This is a genomic window from Streptomyces sp. NPDC058052, from assembly GCF_042885515.1.
Taxonomy (GTDB): Bacteria; Actinomycetota; Actinomycetes; order Streptomycetales; family Streptomycetaceae; genus Streptomyces.
Genome location: NZ_JBHVRX010000002.1, coordinates 463525 through 483495, shown reverse-complemented (window position 1 = coordinate 483495; position 19971 = coordinate 463525). Strand labels below are relative to the sequence as shown.

At 75.7% G+C, this 19971-nt stretch carries 14 protein-coding genes and 1 pseudogene; 10 read left to right on the top strand and 5 right to left on the bottom strand.

Going from position 1 to position 19971, the window contains the following annotated elements:
• The first annotated feature begins 81 nt into the window (after window positions 1-81).
• Window positions 82-2610 carry an ATP-dependent Clp protease ATP-binding subunit gene (locus ACFVU3_RS04725; protein WP_390063639.1) on the top strand — a complete coding sequence of 843 codons (2529 nt, stop codon included), beginning with the start codon at window positions 82-84 and terminating at the stop codon, window positions 2608-2610.
• 171 nt (window positions 2611-2781) lie between these two features.
• Window positions 2782-4530, top strand: a complete 1749-nt coding sequence (locus tag ACFVU3_RS04720) for an FUSC family protein (protein WP_390063637.1) — start codon at window positions 2782-2784, stop codon at window positions 4528-4530.
• Here ACFVU3_RS04720 and ACFVU3_RS04715 read toward each other — a convergent pair.
• The gene (locus tag ACFVU3_RS04715) at window positions 4502-6820 is read right to left on the bottom strand and encodes an FdhF/YdeP family oxidoreductase (RefSeq protein ID WP_390063635.1); all 2319 of its coding nucleotides are present in this window, start codon (window positions 6818-6820) and stop codon (window positions 4502-4504) included. The genes ACFVU3_RS04720 and ACFVU3_RS04715 overlap by 29 nt on opposite strands.
• A gap of 248 nt (window positions 6821-7068) precedes the next feature.
• Here ACFVU3_RS04715 and ACFVU3_RS04710 point away from each other — a divergent pair, with 248 nt between their 5' ends.
• The 4 genes from ACFVU3_RS04710 (at window position 7069) to ACFVU3_RS04695 (ending at window position 11206) form a co-directional block, all read left to right on the top strand.
• Entirely contained in the window at window positions 7069-8112 is a 1044-nt protein-coding gene (locus tag ACFVU3_RS04710; protein WP_390063633.1) for a Dyp-type peroxidase, read from the top strand.
• Window positions 8109-8936: a family 1 encapsulin nanocompartment shell protein gene (locus ACFVU3_RS04705; RefSeq protein WP_390063631.1), complete on the top strand. Its 828-nt coding sequence runs from the start codon at window positions 8109-8111 to the stop codon at window positions 8934-8936. Before ACFVU3_RS04710 ends, ACFVU3_RS04705 begins: the two co-directional genes overlap by 4 nt.
• A gap of 3 nt (window positions 8937-8939) precedes the next feature.
• Window positions 8940-9572: a DUF1345 domain-containing protein gene (locus ACFVU3_RS04700; RefSeq protein ID WP_390063629.1), complete on the top strand. Its 633-nt coding sequence runs from the start codon at window positions 8940-8942 to the stop codon at window positions 9570-9572.
• 161 nt (window positions 9573-9733) lie between these two features.
• Entirely contained in the window at window positions 9734-11206 is a 1473-nt protein-coding gene (locus tag ACFVU3_RS04695) for a phytoene desaturase family protein (protein WP_390063628.1), read from the top strand.
• A gap of 62 nt (window positions 11207-11268) precedes the next feature.
• On the opposite strand, the gene ACFVU3_RS04690 is transcribed toward ACFVU3_RS04695, so the two are convergent.
• Together ACFVU3_RS04690 and ACFVU3_RS04685 are read right to left on the bottom strand one after the other, a co-directional pair.
• Window positions 11269-12417, bottom strand: a complete 1149-nt coding sequence (locus ACFVU3_RS04690) for a DNA gyrase subunit B (RefSeq protein ID WP_390063627.1) — start codon at window positions 12415-12417, stop codon at window positions 11269-11271.
• 232 nt (window positions 12418-12649) lie between these two features.
• Window positions 12650-13540, bottom strand: a complete 891-nt coding sequence (locus tag ACFVU3_RS04685; protein WP_390063625.1) for a LysR family transcriptional regulator — start codon at window positions 13538-13540, stop codon at window positions 12650-12652.
• 107 nt (window positions 13541-13647) lie between these two features.
• Between ACFVU3_RS04685 and ACFVU3_RS04680 the strand changes: the two genes are divergently transcribed.
• Complete coding sequence (locus ACFVU3_RS04680; protein ID WP_390063623.1) at window positions 13648-14013, top strand: YybH family protein; 366 nt, start codon at window positions 13648-13650, stop codon at window positions 14011-14013.
• Between the two features lie 26 nt (window positions 14014-14039).
• Here ACFVU3_RS04680 and ACFVU3_RS04675 read toward each other — a convergent pair whose 3' ends face one another.
• Entirely contained in the window at window positions 14040-14873 is an 834-nt protein-coding gene (locus tag ACFVU3_RS04675; protein WP_390063673.1) for a hypothetical protein, read from the bottom strand.
• Window positions 14870-15346 carry a GreA/GreB family elongation factor gene (locus tag ACFVU3_RS04670; protein ID WP_390063621.1) on the bottom strand — a complete coding sequence of 159 codons (477 nt, stop codon included), beginning with the start codon at window positions 15344-15346 and terminating at the stop codon, window positions 14870-14872. The genes ACFVU3_RS04675 and ACFVU3_RS04670 overlap by 4 nt, the downstream gene beginning before the upstream one ends.
• A 213-nt stretch (window positions 15347-15559) precedes the next feature.
• Between ACFVU3_RS04670 and ACFVU3_RS04665 the strand changes: the two genes are divergently transcribed.
• The 3 genes and pseudogenes from ACFVU3_RS04665 (at window position 15560) to ACFVU3_RS04655 (ending at window position 19903) form a co-directional block, all read left to right on the top strand.
• Window positions 15560-17062: a hypothetical protein gene (locus ACFVU3_RS04665; RefSeq protein WP_390063620.1), complete on the top strand. Its 1503-nt coding sequence runs from the start codon at window positions 15560-15562 to the stop codon at window positions 17060-17062.
• A gap of 235 nt (window positions 17063-17297) precedes the next feature.
• Window positions 17298-18635: pseudogene (locus ACFVU3_RS04660) on the top strand (AAA family ATPase); the annotation flags it as partial.
• Between the two features lie 29 nt (window positions 18636-18664).
• The gene (locus ACFVU3_RS04655) at window positions 18665-19903 is read left to right on the top strand and encodes a VWA-like domain-containing protein (RefSeq protein ID WP_390063618.1); all 1239 of its coding nucleotides are present in this window, start codon (window positions 18665-18667) and stop codon (window positions 19901-19903) included.
• Window positions 19904-19971 lie beyond the last annotated feature (68 nt).

Below are 19971 nucleotides of genomic sequence, written 5' to 3'. Positions count from 1 at the left end.
ACCGCCCCCGGCTCCGTTTGCGGAGGCGCGGCGGCCGGGTTTGAGTGTGGGTGACCCCCCACGCCCTTCAGGAGCGCAGACATGTCGATGGCGTTTGGTTCCCCCTTCGGTCCCTCCGACCCGTTCGGCGACCTGCTGAACCGCTTCTTCGGAATGTCGCCGGCGTCGTCGCCGCCGGCCGTCCAGCGGGTCCCCATCGGCCGTCTCCTCACCGAGTCCTCCCACGAGCTCCTCAACACGGCCACCCGCAAGGCGGTCGAGGACGGCACCACCGACCTCGACACCGAGCACCTGCTGTGGGCCGCCACCCAGGTCGAGCCCACCCGCCGGCTGCTCGCCCGCGCCGGAGTCGACCCGGACGGGCTCGCCGGGAAGATCGCCACGGTGCTGCCCCACGAGTCCGAGGAGCCCTCCTCCGAGCCCGGCCTCACCCCCGCCGCCAAGCGGACCCTCGCGCTCGCCCACGCCACCTCGCAGGCCGCCGGCGTCTCGTACATCGGCCCCGAGCACATCCTCGGCGCCCTCCTCGGCGACGCCGACTCCGGCGCCTCGCGCTTCCTGCGCGCCGAGGACCTCGACGTCTCCAAGCTGCGCGGCGTGACCGACCAGGCGTCGCGCGGCGGCGACGCCGCGGCCCCGGCCGCCCCCAAGCAGCCCGCCACCACCCTCGACGAGTTCGGCCGCGACCTCACCGAGGAGGCCAGGGCGGGCAGGCTCGACCCGGTCGTCGGCCGCGCCGAGGAGATCGAGCAGACCGTCGAGATCCTCTCCCGCCGCTCCAAGAACAACCCCGTCCTCATCGGCGAGCCCGGCGTCGGCAAGACCGCCATCGTCGAGGGACTGGCCCAGCGGATCGTCGCCGGCGAGGTCCCGGACACCCTCAAGGACAAGCGGGTCGTCTCCCTCGACCTCTCCGGCATGGTCGCCGGAGCGCAGTACCGGGGCCAGTTCGAGGAGCGGCTGAAGAAGGTCATCGAGGACGTCCAGAAGTCCGAGGGCGAGATCATCCTCTTCATCGACGAACTGCACACGGTCGTCGGCGCCGGCGCGAGCGGCGAGAGCTCGATGGACGCCGGAAACATGCTCAAGCCCGCCCTCGCGCGCGGCGAGCTGCATGTCGTCGGAGCGACGACGATCGACGAGTACCGCAAGTACATCGAGAAGGACGCCGCGCTCGAACGCCGCTTCCAGCCCGTCCTGATCCCCGAGCCGACCGTCGAGGAGACCGTCCAGATCCTCGAAGGGCTCCGCGACGCCTACGAGGCCCACCACCAGGTCCGGTTCGCCGACGGCGCCCTCGCCGCGGCCGCCGAGCTCTCCGACCGGTACATCAGCGACCGTTTTCTCCCCGACAAGGCCATCGACCTCATGGACCAGGCCGGCGCCCGCGTGCGGCTCCGCAGCGCGGGCCGCTCCACGGAGGTGATCAGCCGCGAGGACGGACTCGCCAAGCTGCGCCGCGAGAAGGACCAGGCCGTCGCCGCCGAGGACTTCGAGAAGGCCAAGGAGCTCAAGGAGCAGATCGCGGAGGTCGAGGGCGAACTCGCCGGCATCGAGGAGCGCCGCGAGGGCGTCGTCTCCGTCACCGCCTCCGACATCGCCGACATCGTCTCCCGCCGCACCGGCATCCCCGTCTCCCAGCTCACCACCAGTGAGAAGGAGCGTCTGCTCAAGCTGGAGGAGGAGATGCACGCCCGGATCGTCGGCCAGGACGAGGCGGTCACCGCCGTCTCCGAGGCCGTCCGCCGCAACCGCGCGGGCATGGGCGACCCCGACCGGCCCGTCGGATCCTTCCTCTTCCTCGGCCCCACCGGCGTCGGCAAGACGGAACTGGCCAAGACCCTCGCCGAGCTGCTCTTCGGCGACGAGGACCGGATGATCCGCTTCGACATGAGCGAGTTCCAGGAGAAGCACACGGTCGCCCGGCTCGTCGGCGCCCCTCCCGGGTACGTCGGCTACGAGGAGGCCGGCCAGCTCACCGAGAAGGTCCGCCGCCAGCCGTACAGCGTCGTCCTCTTCGACGAGGTCGAGAAGGCCCACCAGGACGTCTTCAGCACCCTGCTCCAGGTCCTCGACGACGGACGCCTCACCGACGGCCAGGGGCGCACGGTCGACTTCCGCCACTGCGTCGTCATCATGACGTCCAACATCGGCGCCCACCGCATCCTCGCCCACGAGGGCGACGCGGCCGAGCTGAAGGACGAGCTGATGGAGGACCTGCGGGGCCGGTTCCTGCCCGAGTTCCTCAACCGCATCGACGACATCATCGTCTTCCACAGCCTCACCGAGAAGGACCTCACCGAGATCGTCGAGCACCTCCTCGACCGCAGCAAGCACCGCGTCCACGCCCAGGGCATGACCCTGGAGGTCACCGAGGCCGCGACGAAGCTCCTCGTCGCCCACGGCTACCAGCCCGAGTTCGGCGCCCGCCCGCTGCGCCGCACCATCCAGACCGAACTCGACAACCGGGTCGCCTCCCTCCTGCTCGGCGGCGAGGCGGAGCCCGGCGACACCATCGTCGCCGACGTCGTCGACGACTCCCTCCACTGCACCGTCCGCAAGGGCGAGCCCGGAGCCGCGGACACGGGGACGGAGATGGCCGCGGCCTGACAGGCCCACCGGATCCGATCGGCCCGACCGGTCCCGCCGCCCCGATAGGCGGGACCGATCGGTCCATCGAAAAGACCTGTTTGACCGTTTCGCCGAATTCCCGGACAGTCTTCGGGGAGGGGCCGGCGGCCGGCGCGGCCCACCGGGAGACGGAGACGGAGGTCGAGTGCGGTGCGGCGCGTGCCCCTCCCCCGTGCGGCACGCGCGGACTCCCTGCGCGGCGTCCTGGCCGCGCGCGGCGCGCTCGACCTCCAGCGGGCGGACGACGCCCTGCCGTTCGCGCTGCGCGCCGCCCTCGTCACCGCCCTGGCCGCCCTGCCGCCCGTCCTCACCGGCCGGCCCGCGGACGCCGTCTTCGCCATGCTCGGCTCCTTCACCACCACCTTCGGCCGCCGCATGCCCTACGCCCGCCGCACCCGTGTCCTCGCCGTCGTCGCCCTCGCGACGACCCTCTGCGTGGCCGCCGGTTCCGTGCTCGGCGCCACCCTGCGCCCCCAGGACGGGGGAGCGGGCGCGCTCCTCCTCGTCGCGGCCACCGCCCTGGTCGCCGGCGCCGCCAAACTCGCCTGCGACAAGGCCCGCCTCGGCGGGCTCGGCGCGGTGCTGCTCCTCTTCGCCTTCGCCGTCGCCGCCCACGGCGCGCCCGCCCCCGCCGAGGTGCTGCCGCGCACCCTGCTCGCCGCCGGCGGCGCGGCCGTCGCCTGGCTCGCGGCCCTCGCCGGCCACCTCGTCCACCCCGACCGGCCCGAGCGGTACGCCGTCGCCACCGCCCTGCGGGAGGTCGCCGACCTGCTGGACGCGAGCGCGGCGGGCGGCGGACGCGGAGTCGTACGTCACCGGGCGACGGCCGCCGTCCTGGAGGCGTACCGGACGCTCGGCCCGCCCGCGCCGACCGGCCACCAGGATCCCGCCGCGCACCTCACGGACCTCTGCTGGTCCCTCCTCGTGACCACCGCCCGCCGACCGCCGCGCGAGGACCCGGCCGGCCTCGCCCGCACCCTGCGGGCCCACGCCCGCGCCCTCACCCGCCGCGGCCCGGCGGACGTGCCCGGCCTGCCCGCCGCCGACACCACCGTCCGCCGCCCGCCCGCCCCGCACGTCCCGGGCGCCACGCTGTTCGTCCCGGCGCTGCGCATGGTCCTCGGCACCGGCCTCGCGGGCGGCGTCGCCCTCGTGCTCGGCCTCGGCCACGGCTACTGGGCGGCGGTCTCCGCGGCCGCCGTCCTCCACTCCGTCGACGTGCGCGCCGCCACGCGCCGGGCCGTGCAGCGCACCCTGGGCACGGCCGCCGGGCTCGTCCTCGCCCTCGCCGTCCTGGGGCTCCGCCCGGACCCCCTCGTCCTCGTCGGCACGGTCGTCGCCCTGGAGTTCCTGCTGGAGTACGCCGTCGCCCGCAACTACGGCCTCGGCGTCGCCTTCCTCACCCCGCTCGCGCTGCTCCTCACCGAACTCGCCGCGCCCGCCGAGGAGGCGGGGACGCTCGTCGCCGACCGGGCCCTGGGCAGTGGCCTCGGCATCCTCCTCGCCCTCCTGTGCGCCCTGGCCGTGGTGCACGACCGGGCGGCAGTCCGGGCCCGCCGTGCCCTCGCCGCCTGCGTCCTCGTCTCCGGGCAGGCCCGGGAGGCGCTCGGGTCGGGGCGCGCCGCCGCCCTGCCCGCCGTACAGACGCGCCTCGCGGCGGCCGTCGTGGAGCTGCGCGAGGCCGAGGAAGCCGCCGCGGGCGAACTGTGGCCCGCCGGCACCGACCCGGCCGAACTCGCCCGCGCCGAACGCCGCGCCTACCGGCTCCTGGGGCTCCTCGCGGCGGTCGGACCGGAGGCGCGGCCGTCCCGCGCCGCCGTTCCCGCGGAGGGGGAGCCGGAAGGGCGTACGGGCTCCGCCGGCGTTGCCGTCAGCCCGACGGCTCGATCACGACCTTGAGGTGCTTCATGATCGGCTGGTCGCTCTGGGTGCTGTAGTCGCCCAGCGCGCACAGCACGTTCATCTCCGGCATGTACCCCGCCGCGCAGCCGCGCGGGATGTCGTACGGCACCGCCAGATAGCCGTGCACGGAGCGCCGGCTGCCGTCCCGCGCGGTCGCCGTGATGTCCACGGGGGCGAGCTCGGTGATGCCCCGCTCGCGCATGTCCGCGCGGTTCATGAAGACCAGGGTGCGGAGCTTCTTGACGCCCCGGTAGCGGTCGTCGTCGGAGTAGATCGTGGTGTTCCACTGGTCGTGCGAGCGCATCGTGCCCAGGGCGAGCGTGCCCGGCTCCGGGACGACGTCCGGCAGCGGCGCGGCGGAGAACTCGGCCTTCCCCGTGGGGGTGAGGAAGACCAGCTCGCGGGCCGGCTGCTTGATCCGGAAGCCGAGCGGCAGCCGCACCCGCCGGTTGAAGTCCTCGAAGCCGTCGAGCACCCGGGCCATCGTGTCCCGGATCCGGTCGTAGTCCTCGACGTACCAGGACCACGGCGTCGGGCTCCCGGGGAGGGCGGCCCGCGCCATGCCCGCCACGATCGCCGGCTCGGACAGCAGATGGGGCGACGCCGGCTTCTTCATGCCGCGCGAGAGGTGGACCATGCTCATGGAGTCCTCGACGGACGTGGCCTGGTCGCCCTTGCGCTGGTGGTCCTTCTCGGTACGGCCCAGACACGGCAGGATCAGCGCCCGCCGGCCGTGCACCACATGGCTGCGGTTGAGCTTGGTGCTCACCTGGACGGTCAGCTCGCAGGCGCGCAGCGCCTCGTACGTGACCGGGGTGTCGGGCGCGGCCAGCGCGAAGTTGCCGCCCATGCCGACGAACACCTTCACGTCGCCGCGGCCCATCGCCTCGATGGTGCGCACGGTGTCGAGGCCGTGGGCGCGCGGCGGGTCGATCTCGCAGACCTCGGCGAGCCGGTCGAGGAAGGCGTCGGCCGGCCGGTGGTCGATGCCGCAGGTGCGGTTGCCCTGGACGTTGCTGTGGCCGCGCACGGGGGAGGGGCCGGCGCCCTCGCGGCCCAGGTTGCCGCGGAGCAGCAGGAGGTTGACGATCTCGCGGACGGTGTCGACGCCGTGCTCGTGCTGGGTGACGCCGAGGCACCAGCTGACGATCGAGCGGTCGGCCTCCCGGTAGACGCGGGCGGCCCCCAGGATGTCGTCGCGGCCGAGCCCGGACTGCCGCTCGATCTCCTCCCACGGCGTGTCCTCGCACACGGCCCGGTACGCGTCGAACCCGGCCGTGTGCCGGTCGATGAACTCCTGGTCGAGCGCCTTCGGATCGGACGCCGCCTGTTCGAGGACGGCCTTGGCCATGCCGCGCAGGAACGCCATGTCGCCGCCGATCCGCGGCTGGAGGTTGAGCGTGGACGTCCTCGTGGCGTGGAAGGTCGCCATGTCCTTGAAGTCGTGCGGGATGATCGTGCGGGTCGCGGCGGCCTCCACCAGCGGGTTGACGTGCACGATGTGGGCGCCCCGGTGGTACGCCTCGGCGAGCGCGGTGAGCATGCGCGGCGCGTTGGAGGCCGCGTTGACGCCGAGGATGAAGAGCGCGTCCGCGGTCTCCCAGTCGGCGAGGTCGACGGTGCCCTTGCCGGTGCCGAGCGAGGCTTGCAGGGCCCGGCCGCTCGCCTCGTGGCACATGTTGGAGCAGTCGGGGAGGTTGTTGGTGCCGAGTTCGCGGGCGAGCAGCTGGTAGAGGAACGTGGCCTCGTTGCCGAGCCGGCCCGAGGTGTAGAACGACGCCTGGTTCGGGTCGTCCAGCTCGCGCAGCGTCCGGCCGACCAGCTCGAAGGCGTCCTTCCAGCTGATCGGCACGTAGTGGTCGGTGTCGGGGTCGTAGACCATCGGCTCGGTCAGCCGGCCCTCGTTCTCCAGCGCGTAGTCCGTCCACCCCGCCAGCTCGGTCACCGAGTGGGCGGCGAAGAAGTCGCGCCCGACCCGCTTCCGGGTCATCTCCCAGGTGACGTGCTTGATGCCGTTCTCGCAGATGTCGAGGTGGAGGCCCTTGGTGTCGTCGGGCCACGCGCAGCCCGGACAGTCGAAGCCGGTGCGCTCGTGGTTCATCTTCATGATCGCGCGGGGGCCGTCCACGGGCAGCGCGCCCTCCCGCACCATGAACCGGGTCACGCTCTTGGCGGCGCCCCACCCGGCGGCCGGGTGGTGGTACGGACGCACCTCCGGCTCCCCGTCGGGCACGGGGCCGACGCGCGGCTCCACATCGTCCTGCTGCTCGGCTCGGTCGAGGCTCATGGACCTGCCACCCTTCCGGCGCACGGAGGCGCGAGGGAACGAGAACCGCCCCCTCCCGGCAGGCTAAGCCGGACCCCCGGCTGTCGCCATTCGGCCGCGCGGGAACCCGGCGACGGGCTGCGGACCGGGCTTCCCGTGGATACGCTGACGCCGATTTGTCCATAAAGCGAACGTTTTCGGGACCACCTGCCGAGCTACGGGAAGCGCCGCTGTCCGTAGCGGCACCGCTCTCTCACGACGGGAGTCGCATGGCCTTCCCCCAGCCCGTCCTCGGCCCGCCCACCCAGGCCGCCGTCTTCCTCACCCTGACCGTCGTGCCCGGCCGTGAGACCGACGCACGCGAAGGGCTCCAGGACCTCTCCGGCCTCAGCCGCTCCGTCGCCTTCCGGGCCCGCGACGACGCCCTCGCCTGCGTCGCCGGGCTCTCCTCCGACGCCTGGGACCGGCTCGTCGGCGGCCCCCGCCCCCGCGGGCTGCACCCCTTCACCCCCCTCCAGGGCCCCCGGCACCGGGCCCCCGCCACCCCCGGCGACGTGCTGCTCCACCTGCGGGCCCGCCGCGCCGACCTCTGCTTCGAGCTGGCCCGGATCGTCCTGGACCGCTTCGGGGAGGCCGTCACCGTCGTCGACGAGGTGCACGGCTTCACCTACTTCGACGACCGCGACCTCCTGGGCTTCGTCGACGGCAGCGAGAACCCCACGGGAGCGGCCGCCACCGGTGTCGTCCTCGTCGCCGACGAGGACCCCGCCTTCCGCGGCGGCAGCTACGTGATCGTGCAGAAGTACCTGCACGACCTGACCGCGTGGAACGCGCTCCCGACCGAGGAGCAGGAGCGGGTCATCGGCCGCTCCAAGGCCGACAACGTCGAGATGCCCGACGACGTCAAACCGGCGGACTCGCACGTCGCCCTCAACACCGTCGAGGACGAGGACGGCGAGGAGCGGCGGATCGTCCGCCAGAACATGCCGTTCGGACGCCTCGGCGCCGGCGAGTTCGGCACCTACTTCATCGGCTACTCCCGCACCCCCGACGTCACCGAACAGATGCTCCGCAACATGTTCCTCGGCGACCCGCCGGGCAACACCGACCGCATCCTCGACTTCTCCACCGCCGTCACCGGGGGCCTCTTCTTCGTCCCGAGCGCCGGCCTCCTCGACGACCTGCCCGCCCCCGGAGCGGCGCAGGAGCCCCGGCCGCTGCCCGGGTCCGCCGAGTCCGCCCTCCCCGCCGACGCCGCACCGTCCGGGTTCTCCCTGGGCATCGGCAGCCTGAAAGGAGCACCGGCGTCATGACCTCCCTCCCCGGCGCGCCCGCCCCCACCACCAACCTGCACCGCGAACTCGCCCCCATCACCCCCGCCGCCTGGGCCGAGATCGAGGAGGAGGCCCGCCGCACCTTCCGCCGCACCGTCGCCGGACGCCGGGTCGTGGACATGCCCGACCCCGAGGGCGCCGGGCTCGCCGCCGTCGGCACCGGTCACCTCACCGACCTCGCCCCGCCCGCCGAAGGCGTCCAGGCCCGGCTCCGCGAGGCGCGCGCCCTGGTCGAGCTCCGCGTCCCCTTCACCGTCGGCCGCGCGGCCGTCGACGACGTCGAGCGCGGCGCCAGGGACTCCGACTGGCAGCCGGTCAAGGACGCGGCCCGCACCCTGGCGCTCGCCGAGGACCGCACCGTCTTCGACGGCTACGGAGCGGCCGGCGTCCGCGGGCTGCGCGCCGCCTCCTCCAACACGCCCGTCGCCCTGCCCGCCGGGCCCAGCGACTACCCCGACGCCGTCAGCCGCGCCCTCACGGCCCTGCGCCTCGCGGGCGTCGACGGACCGTACGCCCTGCTCCTCGGCGCCGAGGAGTACCGCGCGGTCAGCGAGACCTCCGACCACGGCCACCCGATCGCCGCCCACCTCGGCCGGATGCTCGACGGCCCGCCGATCTGGGCGCCCGCGCTCCGCGGCGGCCTCGTCCTCTCCACGCGCGGCGGCGACTTCGAGCTCCGCCTCGGCCAGGACGTCTGCATCGGCTACACCCGGCACGACGCCTCCACCGTCGAGCTGTACCTCCACGAGACCCTGACCTTCTTCGCGTACACGGACGAGGCCGTGGTCGTCCTGGAGGCATGACCCATGGCCACCTGGTCCTGGCGGTACGCGGCCCCCCGGCTCACCGGCGCCGGCGTGCTCGGCGCCGGTGCCGGGGCCGTCACCGGCGCCCTCGCCGACACGGCCCTCGGCATCCTCTGCGGCATCGCCGTCGCCGAGACCGTCTTCGTCGTCACCGGCTGGCTCGTCCTGTGGCCGATGGACGCGGCCACCACCCACCGCAACCTGCGGCGCGAGGAGTTCCGGCCGGTCGTCGAGGAACTCGCGGTGGTCGCGGCGGCCCTGTGCGGACTCGTCGCCATCGTCGCCCTGCTCCTCGTCGACTCCGGCTACAGCCGCGCCGCCGCCGCGACCGCCCTGTGGGGCGTCTTCATGGCCTGGGCGGCGCTCCACCTCATGTACGCGACCCGGTACGCCTACCTGTACTACCGTCCGCCCGAGGGCGGCATCGACTTCAACTCCGACGCCCGCCCCCGGTACATCGACTTCCTCTACTTCTCCTACAACCTCGGCATGACCTACCAGGTCTCCGACACCAACGTCTCCGGCTCGGGGATCCGGGCGGTCGTCCTGCGCCACTGCCTGCTGTCGTACGTCTTCGGCGCCAGCATCCTCGCCACCGCGATCAACCTGGTGGCCGGCATCGTCACCGGCTGAGGTGGCGCGCCGGACCCGGTCCGGCGGGTCCGGCGGGACCGGCGCCCGGACACCGGACGACGGCCGTACGCGGAGCCCGGCCCGCCCCGCGGGACCGGCGGACCGCGGCGCGCGGGGCCCCGCTGCGCGTCCGCGGACCCCGTCCCGGCAGACTCGCCCCCATGAGCAGCACGCGCCCGCGCCCCGCCCGCCCCGCCGGGACCACCCCGACCGCCGTCGTCGTCGGCGCGGGCCCCAACGGGCTCGCGGCCGGCGCCCTGCTCGCCGAGGCGGGCGTCGAGGTCACCGTCCTGGAGGCCGCCGACCGGATCGGCGGCGGCACCCGCACCGACGAGGCGATCCTCCCCGGACTGCTCCACGACCACTGCTCGGCCGTCCACCCCCTCGCGGTCGCCTCGCCCGCCCTCCGCCACCTCCGCCTCGACCGGTACGGGCTGACCTGGCGGCTCCCCGAGATCGACTGCGTCCACCCTCTCGACGACGGCACCGCCCCCGCCCTCCACCGCTCGGTCTCCGAGACCGCCGCGGGCCTCGGCGCCGACGCAGTCCGCTATCGTGCGCTCCTCGCTCCTTCCGTGCGCCGCTGGGAGGCGCTCTCCGGGGACGTGATGGGCCCGCTGCTGCGCGTGCCCGACCACCCGCTCCTGCTCGCCCGCTTCGGCCTGCCCACCGTCCTGCCCGCCGCCGCGCTCGCCCGCCTCTTCCGCACCCCCGGCGCCCGCGCGCTGTGGGCGGGCGTCGCCGCCCACGCGTACCGTCCGCTGACCGACCCGTTCAGCTCGGCCATCGGGCTCGGCATCCTGACGGCCGGGCACGCGGCCGGCTGGGCCGTCGCGGAGGGCGGCTCCCGGGCCATCACCGACGCCCTCGCGGCCGCGCTCCGCGCCCACGGCGGCCGGATCGAGACGGGCGTCCGGGTCACCGACCGCACCCAGCTGCCGCCCGCCGACCTGACCCTCCTCGACCTGGACCCCGCGCAGGTCGCCGGCGTGTACGGCGACCTGCTGCCGGCCCGGACGGCCGCCGCGTACCGCCGCTTCCGGCGCGGCCCCGGAGCCTTCAAGGTCGACCTCGCCGTCGAGGGCGGCGTGCCCTGGAAGGCGGAGCGGGCCCGTCGCGCCGGCACCGTCCACCTGGGCGGTCCGCTCGCCGAGGTCGTCCGCGCCGAGCGGGACGTGACGGACGGCCGGATGCCGGAGCGGCCCTTCGTCCTGGTCGGTCAGCAGTACCTCGCGGACCCCTCCCGCTCCGCCGGCGACGTCCACCCGGTCTGGACGTACGCGCACGTGCCCCACGGTTACGACGGCGACGCGACCGCCGCGATCCTGGCCCGGCTCGAACAGTTCGCGCCCGGCGTCCGGGACCGGATCGTCGGCATGCGGGTCACCCGCCCCGCCGACTTCGCCGCCGCCAACCCCAACTTCGCCGGCGGCGACATCCTCACCGGCGCCAAGACCGTCCCCCAGCTCGTCCTCGGCGCCCGCACCGCCCTCGACCCGTACGCCACCGGTCTGCCCGGCGTGTACCTCTGCTCGGCCGCCACGCCGCCCGGACCCGGCGCCCACGGCATGTCCGGTGCCGGCGCCGCCGCGGCGGCCCTCCGCCACCTCGGCATCCGACCGCACTGGCGTTAGGTCCTGTCCGGAAGGCGGCGGCGCGCCGGGCGGGACCTTGCGGACAGGGCCCAGGGGGACGGTCAGCCGGTCCAGCGCTCCAGCAGCCGGGCCGCGCGCTCCGGGTGGGCCTCCAGCCAGGCGAGGACGCCGGCCCGGACGGCCTCCTCGACGGCGTCACGCACGTGCGCGCCGCCCAGCCGGGTGCGCGTGCCGCCCTCGAACGAGGGGTCGTCCAGCTTCACCGACACCACCGCCGTGAGCCCGGCCCCGACCTCCTCGGGCCCGATCGCCGGGTCCGTCGCCGACAGCGCCCCGCACGCGCGCGCGTGCGCGGTCACCGCGCCCGAGAGCCCCGCGAGGAAGCCCTCCTCGTGGGTGCCGCCGTCGAGGGTGGCCCGCCCGTTGGCGTACCCGAGGACCTGTCGCCGCCCCACCGCCGGCCGGCTGAGCGCCACCTCCACGAGGCCCGCCATCGCAGGGGCGTCGGCGCCGAAGGCGACGACGTCCTCGGGTCCGGACAGGGAGCGGGTGGCGGTGAGGGACGCGACGAAGTCCCGGAGGCCGCCCGGGCAGTGGATCCGCTGCACCGCGGGGGCGCCGGCGGTCCGTTCGTCGGTGAGGGTGACGTCCAGGCCCGGGTAGAGGAAGGCGAGTTCCCTGAACCGCTCGGCGAGGTGGCCGAACGAGCAGTCCACCGTCTCGAAGATCGTGGGATCGGGACGGAACGTGAGGGTGGTGCCGGTGCGGGCGGTCGTCCCGGCGGCGGACGGAGACGCGACGGCCGTGCCCCGCAGGTACTCCTGGACCCAGCGGGTGCCGGCCCGGCGCACTTCGGCCCTCGTGCGGGTGGACAGCGCGTTGACCACGGCGAGGTCGATGCCGCCGGACCACGCCCAGATCCTGTTCCGGTCGAGCGGCCCCCGCCAGAAGCAGAACCGGGAGAGCCGTTCCTCCAGGCCGGGTCCCCCGTCGTCGCCGGGGGACCCGAACGGGACGCCCGTTCCGTCGTCGGCGACCCGTACGCCGCCGTCCGCGAGGAGTGTGACCTCGACGGCCCGGACCCGCCCGGCCACGGTCTCGTTCACCGCGTGCTCGACGACCCCGAGCACCATGTGGTGAAGCCCTCGCACCCCCGTCGAACCGACGTACATCCCGGGCCGCCGCCGCACGGCCTCCAGCCCCTCGATCACCTTGATCTGCGAGGCGTCGTACCGGACGTCGTTCTCCATGGAAGTCCCTCCCTGTCGCTGTCGGACAACACGGCGTCAGCCTAGGGAAGTTGGAGGAAAATGCCAGGTCAAGGCCGGTATGGTGAAGGGCTGGGCGCCCCTGTGCCGGCCTCTCGGCGGCCTGCCGGACCCGTGTGCCGCACGGCGGTCCGGCGTACGCCGGACCCCCCGCGAGAGCCGCTCACGACCCCTTCCGGCGGGACCCCCGGGCCCCCGGTCCCGCGGATTTCCGTCACGGCTCGCCGGCGGCGCCGAACGCCTGGCGCGCGTGGCCCAGGAAGGCGCGGACGGCCGGGTGGTGGGCGGGTTTCCAGACCAGGGCGAGGAGGGCCGGGACGTCCACGTCGTCGAGGCGGAGGACGGTGAGGCGGTCGGCGTGGGCCGCGGCCATCGACGCGCTGAGGACGGCGACGCCGAGGCCCCGCGCGGCGAGGTCCGCGATCGTGTCGGCGGCGCCCGCCTCCAGGGCGATCGCCGGGCGGAGGTCCTGTGCGGCGCACGCCCGGTCGAGCACCGCGCGCAGGCCCGTGCCGGGCGGCATGCAGACGATCGGGTGGGCCGTCAGGTCGCCGAGCGCGAGGGACTCCCGGCCGGCCAGGGGGTGCCCGGGCGGGACGGCCGCGACGAGCCGCTCGCTGATGACCGTCAGCGCGTCCAGGCCGTCGGGGGTCGCGGCGGCGGCGCCGATGAGCGCCAGGTCGACGGTGCCGCTCCGCACGCCGTCGACGAGCCGGTCGGAGTTGTCCTCCTGGAGCAGGACCTCCACCCCGGGATGGGCCGCGTGGAAGGCGGCCAGCGCCTCGAAGAGCGGTGTGACGGTGCAGCCGACGACCATGCCGACGGTCAGCCGGCCGCGCACCAGGCCCGTCACCTCGTCCACCGCTCGGCCGACCGCCCCGGCCGACGCGAGCGCCGCGCGGGCGTGCGCGAGCGCCGCCTCCCCGGCGGCCGTCAGGGTGACCGTCCGGGCCGACCGGTCGAACAGCTCGGCGCCCAGTTCGTGTTCGAGCCGCCGGATCTGCGCGCTGACGCCGGACTGACTGATGTGCACCCGCTCGGCGGCCCGGGTGAAGTTCCGCTCCTCGGCGACCGCGACGAAGTACTCCAGCTGCCTCAAGTCCATGACTCAGAATTCTAGTGAGCAGCACAACCATCTGTTGGACTTCTGGCCGGCGCGCCGCGAGGCTGGAGGCACGGAAACCAGGAAGCGGCAGCCCCAGGAGGAACCCGATGCCGGAGTACGAGAAGGCCCAGCGCCCCGAGGACATCACCCGTCTCTTCGTCGAGCGGTCCAACGCGGGCGACGCGGCCGGCGTCGCCGCGCTCTACGCCGAGGACGCCGTGCTCGCCTATCCGCCCGGCGAACTGACGGTGGGACGGGAGGCGATCCGCGCCCTGTGGGAGAAGGTGCTGGCCCACCGGCCCCGCTTCGAGCAGGAGGAGCCGCTGCCCACGCTGGTGAACGGCGACATCGCCCTCACCTCGACCCCGCCGAAGGACGGCGCCGGCGCCCGGGCGCAGGTCGTCAGGCGCCAGGCCGACGGAAGCTGGCTGCGGGTGCTCGACCAGCCCGAGTTCGTCCCGCCGGCCCGCTGAGGCGCACCCGCGGGCCACGCGCGTGGCTACGACCGCCACCAGGGCTCCCGTACGTACCGGCTCTCCGTACCGGTACAACCCAGGCCGTTGGAGATCTCCTCCGCGTCCAGGTTCCAGCCCACCACGCCGTCGCCCTCGCGGCTCAGCTCGATCAGCCGCGCGTCGGAGGTGCGGGTCCCGTCGGTGACCCGGCACGCCACGATCGAGGTCCACGCCTGGCCGTCCAGCGCCGACACGAAGGTCAGGACCGGCAGGACGACGACGGTGAGGAGCAGGGCCACGACCTGCTCCCCGGCCGCCGCCCGCCGCAGCCACGGCGGCGGCCGGTAACCGGGGTCGTGCGAGGCGCCGTGCGCGCGGTCGCCGTGCGCCCGGTGCGGACGCCGCCGGCCCGTCCGGTACTCCACGACCACGCCCCGGCGCAGCGCGTACGCGGCGAGCGCGGTGCCGAGGCCCCACCACGGGCCGAACAGGCAGGCGTCGATGACGCCGACGGCGAGCGGGTTGAGGACGGTGATCCCGAGCCGGCGCAGCCTGGCCGCCCGGCCCCGGCCCGCGGACACGGCGCCGCGCGCCGCGAGGACGGCGAAGACGACCCGGGAGATCACCACGGCGAGCACCGAACCGAGCAGCGGATCGGTGATCACCATGCCGAGCAGCACGTCGGGCCAGTTCGCGAGCTCCATGCCCACGAACACGTCCCGCACCGCGTCCCCGCCGCCCACCGTGTACGCGACCTTGGTGACGGGCACGGCGAGGGCCAGCGCGAGGAGCACGCCGTGACCCGGGCCGCCCTTGCGGTCGGCCCGGCGCGCCTCCTCCAGGTCCCGGTCGGCGCCGGTGGCGGCGGGCGCCGTCAGGAGCCGCCGCCCGGCGCGCCCACCGAGACGACGACGGCGGTGGTGCGGCCCAGGGGCGTCGCGTACGACACGCTGTCGCCGGCCGTGTGGCCGAGCAGAGCCCGGCCGAGCGGACTCGCCGCGGTCACCAGGGCCGGATCGTCCGCGTCCGCCAGCTCGCCGATGTGCACGGTCGACTCCGTGCCGTCGTCGAACCGCACGGTCACCGTGCTGCCCACGCCGACCTTGTCCGTGGACGGCGCCCCGGCGGCCGACGCCTCCCGCAGCCGGCCCTCGATCTCCTCGATCCGGGCGTCCAGCCGGTCCGCCTCCGTGGCCCGCTGGAGCTCGTCGGCCTGATCGGCCCGGTCGCCCGGTTCGTCGGCGTCGCCGAGCGTGGAGGTGACGCTCGCCCGCTCGGAGCGCAGCTCGGACAGTTCGCGGTTCAGCGCCGCGCGGGCGGCCTCGCTGATGGGCTCCGGTCCAGCGGTCATGACTGCTCCCGTCGTGCGGTGGCGGGGAAGAAGGACGACGCCTCCATTCCGACATCCCTGTGAAAGTCCGTCAAATCGCACGAAACCGCCGGGGGGTCGCCGGGCGTACCGGAAAACCCTTGGCGCCCCCGGGAGCGCGGGCGTTAGCGTGGCCGCGATGATCACCGACTCCTCACGCCGATGGGGGGTCCTCGCCGCACACGGTGCGTCCTGATGGGGACGTCCGTGCGGGAGGACACCCGCCTTTCCCTCTGGCGGCGCGTGCGTGCCTATGCCGTCCCGCCCACCACGATCGAGACCGCCACCACCCGCCGCCTCGCCGGCGACTGGGCCGGTGCCTGCGCCGCCGCGGGCGTGGACCTCGGCCTGACGCCCCGGGCCCTGTCCCGGACCCACGGCACCGAACTCGCCGCACGCGTGCGCGCCGACCTCCGCCGGCTCGCCCCCGACCTGCTCCGCTGGCACCTGCCGAGAACCGCCCCGGACGGCCTGCTCCGCCCCGGACTCACCCTCACCCTGGCCGTCTACGACGGACACGAGCCGCGCGGTGCCCGGCACGCCCGCCCGGTCCACCTGGTGGCCCGTACCGCACCCGCCTGGGCCGACGCCGGACAGCGGATCTCGCTCGCCCTCTGGGACGGCCCGCCCGCCGGGACGGACCCGCGCCGGTGGAGCACGGACGACCCCGCCGCCGCGGCCCACCCCCACCCGCACCCCAGCACCCGCTTCCGGTTCGACCTCCACCGTCACCTGTGGGACGCCACCCGCGCCGGAGACCTCCGCACCCGGTCCGGCGCCGACCGGCGCCCCGCCCTGCCCGCCGCGCCCGCCGAACCGCCCGGGCCCGGCTGGGCCGTGGACCGCTGGGCGGCCGAGGCGCGCCTGCTGCTCGCCGCCGACGGACCGGCCGCGGGCTCCGTCCTCGTACGCCTCGGAGCACGGCACCGGCTGCTCCTCACCCCCGAACCGGACGGGGGAGCCCGCACCGCACCCGTACCGGCGGGCCGGGGACGCCCCCGGTCCGCCGCCGGAGAGCAGGACCGCCGCCCGTCCGTGCTCCCCGACGCCGCGACCTGGGCCCCGCCCGACCTCGCACTGCTCCGCGCCGGTCTGGTCACCCCCGACGACCTGCACCCGCTCGTCGCCGAGGCGCTGGTGCCCGGCCACCGGCCCGCCCCCGGCGCCCGCCGGACCGCGCCGGAGGACGGACCGCGGTTCGTGGAGTGCCGAGGGGGACGGCACCGCGTCGGGCTCGTCGACGGCGTCCTCGTACCGCTCGACCACGACCCGGCCGAACTCCTCCGCGAGGAACTGCTCGTCGCCCTCTCCGGAACGCCCCTGCCCTGCCTGCGGGCGATCGACGAGGCCCACCGCAGCCCCGAGTGCCTCACCGGCGTCCGCGAACGCCTCGCCCACGGCGACACCGCCGGCGCGCTCGCCGTCGTCGAGGCCCTGCTCGGCCCCGGGGCCGCCCTGCGGGACGGCCCCCTGCGCCAGGCGCTCGAACGCGCCGCGGAACGGAAGGTCCTGCACGGGCTCTACCGGGCGGGCCTGCGGGCCACCGGCCCCGAGGCCGTCCCCGAACCCCCGCCCGCACCCGCGCCCGACCCGGACCGCGGCCGCCCCCGGCGGCCCCGAGGCCCCCGCCCCGCAGCCCGCGCGGCGAGCCGCCCCGCCCACCGCGACCACCCGCGCCACGCCCAAGCCGCCCGCTGACCCGCCGCACGCGCGCCCGTGCGCCCGTGCGCCATGCCGGCCCGGCGCGGCGCGGCGCGCGCGGTGCCGACCCGAGCCGGTGCGCCCGCCCACGGGCGCCGACCCGAGCTGCCGGGCCCGCCCACGGGCGCCGACCCGACCCGACACGCCCGCCCACGGGCGCCGCGCGCCCCGATCCCTTCCTGCTCGCCGTCGTGCCCCCGGCACGCCCACACCCCCTCAGGTGATCCCACCCATGCGCACCCACGCCCCCGCCCACCCCGCCCACCCCGACACCACCGCGGACGCCTCCCCGCCCTGCCCCGCCGCGGCCCCGGGACCGCGCCCCGCCACCGCGCACCCGTCCCCGCCCGGCCCCGGCGCGGCCTCAGGACCGTGCCCCGCCATCGCGGACGCCTCCCCGCTCGACGTCGCCGCCGACCTTCTCGCCCTCCTCGGCGACACCCGCACCGAACCCCGCGCCGACGGCCGGCTGGAGGCCCTGACCCTCGCGGTCGCCGCCGACCTGCCCGTCCTCCTCTGGGGCGAGCCCGGCATCGGCAAGACCGCCGCCCTGACCCGGCTCGCCGAGGAGCTCGACCTGCCCCTCACCACCGTCATCGCGAGCGTCCACGAACCCACCGACTTCTCCGGACTGCCCGTCCTCGGCGACGACCCCGCCGTCCAGGGGGTGGCGATGGCCCCGCCCGACTGGGCCGTCCGCCTCGTCCGGGAGGGCCGCGGCCTGCTCTTCCTCGACGAACTGTCCACCGCGCCGCCCGCCGTCCAGGCCGCCCTGCTCCGGCTCGTCCTGGAGCGCCGGGTCGGTGCCCTCACCCTCCCGCCCGGCGTACGGATCGTGGCCGCCGCCAACCCCCGCGCCTCCGCCGCCGACGGCTGGGAGCTGAGCGCCCCGCTCGCCAACCGGTTCGTCCACCTGAGCTGGACCCACGAGCACGATGTCGTCGTCCGGGGCCTCGGCGGCACCTGGCCCCGCGCCACCCTGCCCCGCCTCGACCCGCTGCGGCTCCCCGAGGCGGTCGACCGGGCCCGCCGGGCGGTCTGCGGGCTGCTCGGCGCGCGGCCCGGCCTCGTCCACCGGCTGCCGGGGGAGGAGACCCGCAGGGGCGGACCCTGGCCCTCGCCGCGCAGCTGGGACATGACGCTGCGCCTGCTCGCCTTCGCGACCGTCGCCGGCTCCTCCCGCGAGGTCCTCTCCCTCCTCCTCCGCGGCACGGTCGGGGACGGCCCGGGCTTCGAACTCCTCGCCTGGCTCGACCGGATGGACCTCCCCGACCCCGAGGACCTGCTCGCCGACCCGGCCGGCGCCGAGCTCCCCGAACGCGGCGACCGGCGCCAGGCCGCCCTCGAAGGCGTCGTGGCCGCCGTCCGCGAACGCCCCGCCCGCGACCGCTGGGACGCCGCCTGGGCCCTTCTCGCCCGCGCCGCCGAGACCGGCCCGCCGGACCTCGTCGTCGTGCCCGCCACCACCCTCGCCGCCCTGCGCCGCGACGACTGGGACGTGCCCGCCGCCATCGAACGCCTCGCAGGAGCCGTCGGCCTCTCCCGGCGCGCGGTCCGTCCCGCCGCCCAGGGACGCCGACGAGTACCCCCGCCACCCCCGTGGTCCCGGCCGACCGGGCCCTCGACCACGAGAAGCTGTACACCGCCCGCCTCTACGCCGTCCGCGTCCGCCCCTACCTGGCCACCGCCCTCTTCGCCCTCCGCGTCGTGCCCACCCGGCACGTCCCCACCATGGGGGTCGACCGCCACTGGCGGATGTACGTCTCCCCGGCCTTCGTCGACCGGACCCCGATGCGCGAACTCGCCGGCGTCTGGGTCCACGAGGTCGCCCACCTGCTCCGCGACCACCACGGACGGGGCGACCGCCTCGCCCGCGACCTCGGCCTCGACGGCGAGGCCGAACGGCACCGGATGAACATCGCCGGCGACTTCGAGATCAACGACGACGTCTACGGCGACGGCCTCCCGCGCCCCGCCGGCGCCCTCCACCCCCAGATGCTCGCCCTGGCTCCCGGACTGCTGATGGAGGACTACCTCCGCGCGGTACGGCTCACGCCCCGCACCGCCGGCATGGCCTGGCTCGACTGCGGCAGCGGCGCCGACGGCCGCGACCGCGCCTGGGAACTCGGCCCCGACGGCGCCGACGGCCTCACCCCGCAGGAGCGCGAAGCCGTCGTGTACCGCGTCGCCCAGGGCATCAAGGGCCGCCCCGGCACCACCCCCGAGGGCTGGCGGCGCTGGGCCGAACAGGTCTGCCACCCGCCCCAGCCCTGGCGCGAGCTCCTCGGCGCGGCCCTCCGCGCCGCCGTCTCCGCGGCCGGCGCGGGCGACGACTACACCTATCGCCGCCCCGCCCGCCGCGCCGCCGCCCTCCCCGGCGTCGTCCTCCCCAGTCTCCGCCGCGTCCCGCCCCGCGTCGGCGTGGTCGTCGACACCTCCGGCTCCGTCTCCGACACCGAACTCGGCAGCGCCCTCCTGGAGGTCGCCGCCGTCACCCGCGCCCTCGGCGGCCGCCGCGACCTCGTCACGGTCGTCGCCTGCGACGCCGCCGCCCACACCGCCCACCGCCTCTGCGGCGACGCCGAGATCCCCCTCGTCGGAGGCGGCGGCACCGACCTCCGCGCCGGCTTCGCCCGCGCCCTCCGCCTCACCCCCCGCCCCGACGTCCTCGTCGTCTTCACGGACGGCCAGACCCCCTGGCCCTCCTCCGCCCCCTCCTGCCGCACCGTCGTGGGCCTCTTCCCGCGCCCACCCGTCACGGGGGAAGGCGAGGGTGACGAGGAGGAGGACCTTCTGCGCCGGCCGCCGGAGTGGGCGCGCGCGGTGGAGATCGGGTGACCGGGTGAGGGGATCGGATCCAAGATCCAAGATCCAAGATCCAAGATCCCGGATCCGATGTCCGTGAC

What these genes read in the sequence shown, in the direction of transcription:
- ACFVU3_RS04725 (WP_390063639.1), top strand. Translation starts at nt 82, where the DNA reads ATGTCGATGGCGTTTGGTTCCCCCTTCGGTCCCTCCGACCCGTTCGGC.
- ACFVU3_RS04715 (WP_390063635.1), bottom strand. Translation starts at nt 6,820, where the DNA reads ATGAGCCTCGACCGAGCCGAGCAGCAGGACGATGTGGAGCCGCGCGTC.
- ACFVU3_RS04710 (WP_390063633.1), top strand. Translation starts at nt 7,069, where the DNA reads ATGGCCTTCCCCCAGCCCGTCCTCGGCCCGCCCACCCAGGCCGCCGTC.
- ACFVU3_RS04705 (WP_390063631.1), top strand. Translation starts at nt 8,109, where the DNA reads ATGACCTCCCTCCCCGGCGCGCCCGCCCCCACCACCAACCTGCACCGC.
- ACFVU3_RS04700 (WP_390063629.1), top strand. Translation starts at nt 8,940, where the DNA reads ATGGCCACCTGGTCCTGGCGGTACGCGGCCCCCCGGCTCACCGGCGCC.
- ACFVU3_RS04695 (WP_390063628.1), top strand. Translation starts at nt 9,734, where the DNA reads ATGAGCAGCACGCGCCCGCGCCCCGCCCGCCCCGCCGGGACCACCCCG.
- ACFVU3_RS04690 (WP_390063627.1), bottom strand. Translation starts at nt 12,417, where the DNA reads ATGGAGAACGACGTCCGGTACGACGCCTCGCAGATCAAGGTGATCGAG.
- ACFVU3_RS04685 (WP_390063625.1), bottom strand. Translation starts at nt 13,540, where the DNA reads ATGGACTTGAGGCAGCTGGAGTACTTCGTCGCGGTCGCCGAGGAGCGG.
- ACFVU3_RS04680 (WP_390063623.1), top strand. Translation starts at nt 13,648, where the DNA reads ATGCCGGAGTACGAGAAGGCCCAGCGCCCCGAGGACATCACCCGTCTC.
- ACFVU3_RS04670 (WP_390063621.1), bottom strand. Translation starts at nt 15,346, where the DNA reads ATGACCGCTGGACCGGAGCCCATCAGCGAGGCCGCCCGCGCGGCGCTG.
- ACFVU3_RS04665 (WP_390063620.1), top strand. Translation starts at nt 15,560, where the DNA reads ATGGGGACGTCCGTGCGGGAGGACACCCGCCTTTCCCTCTGGCGGCGC.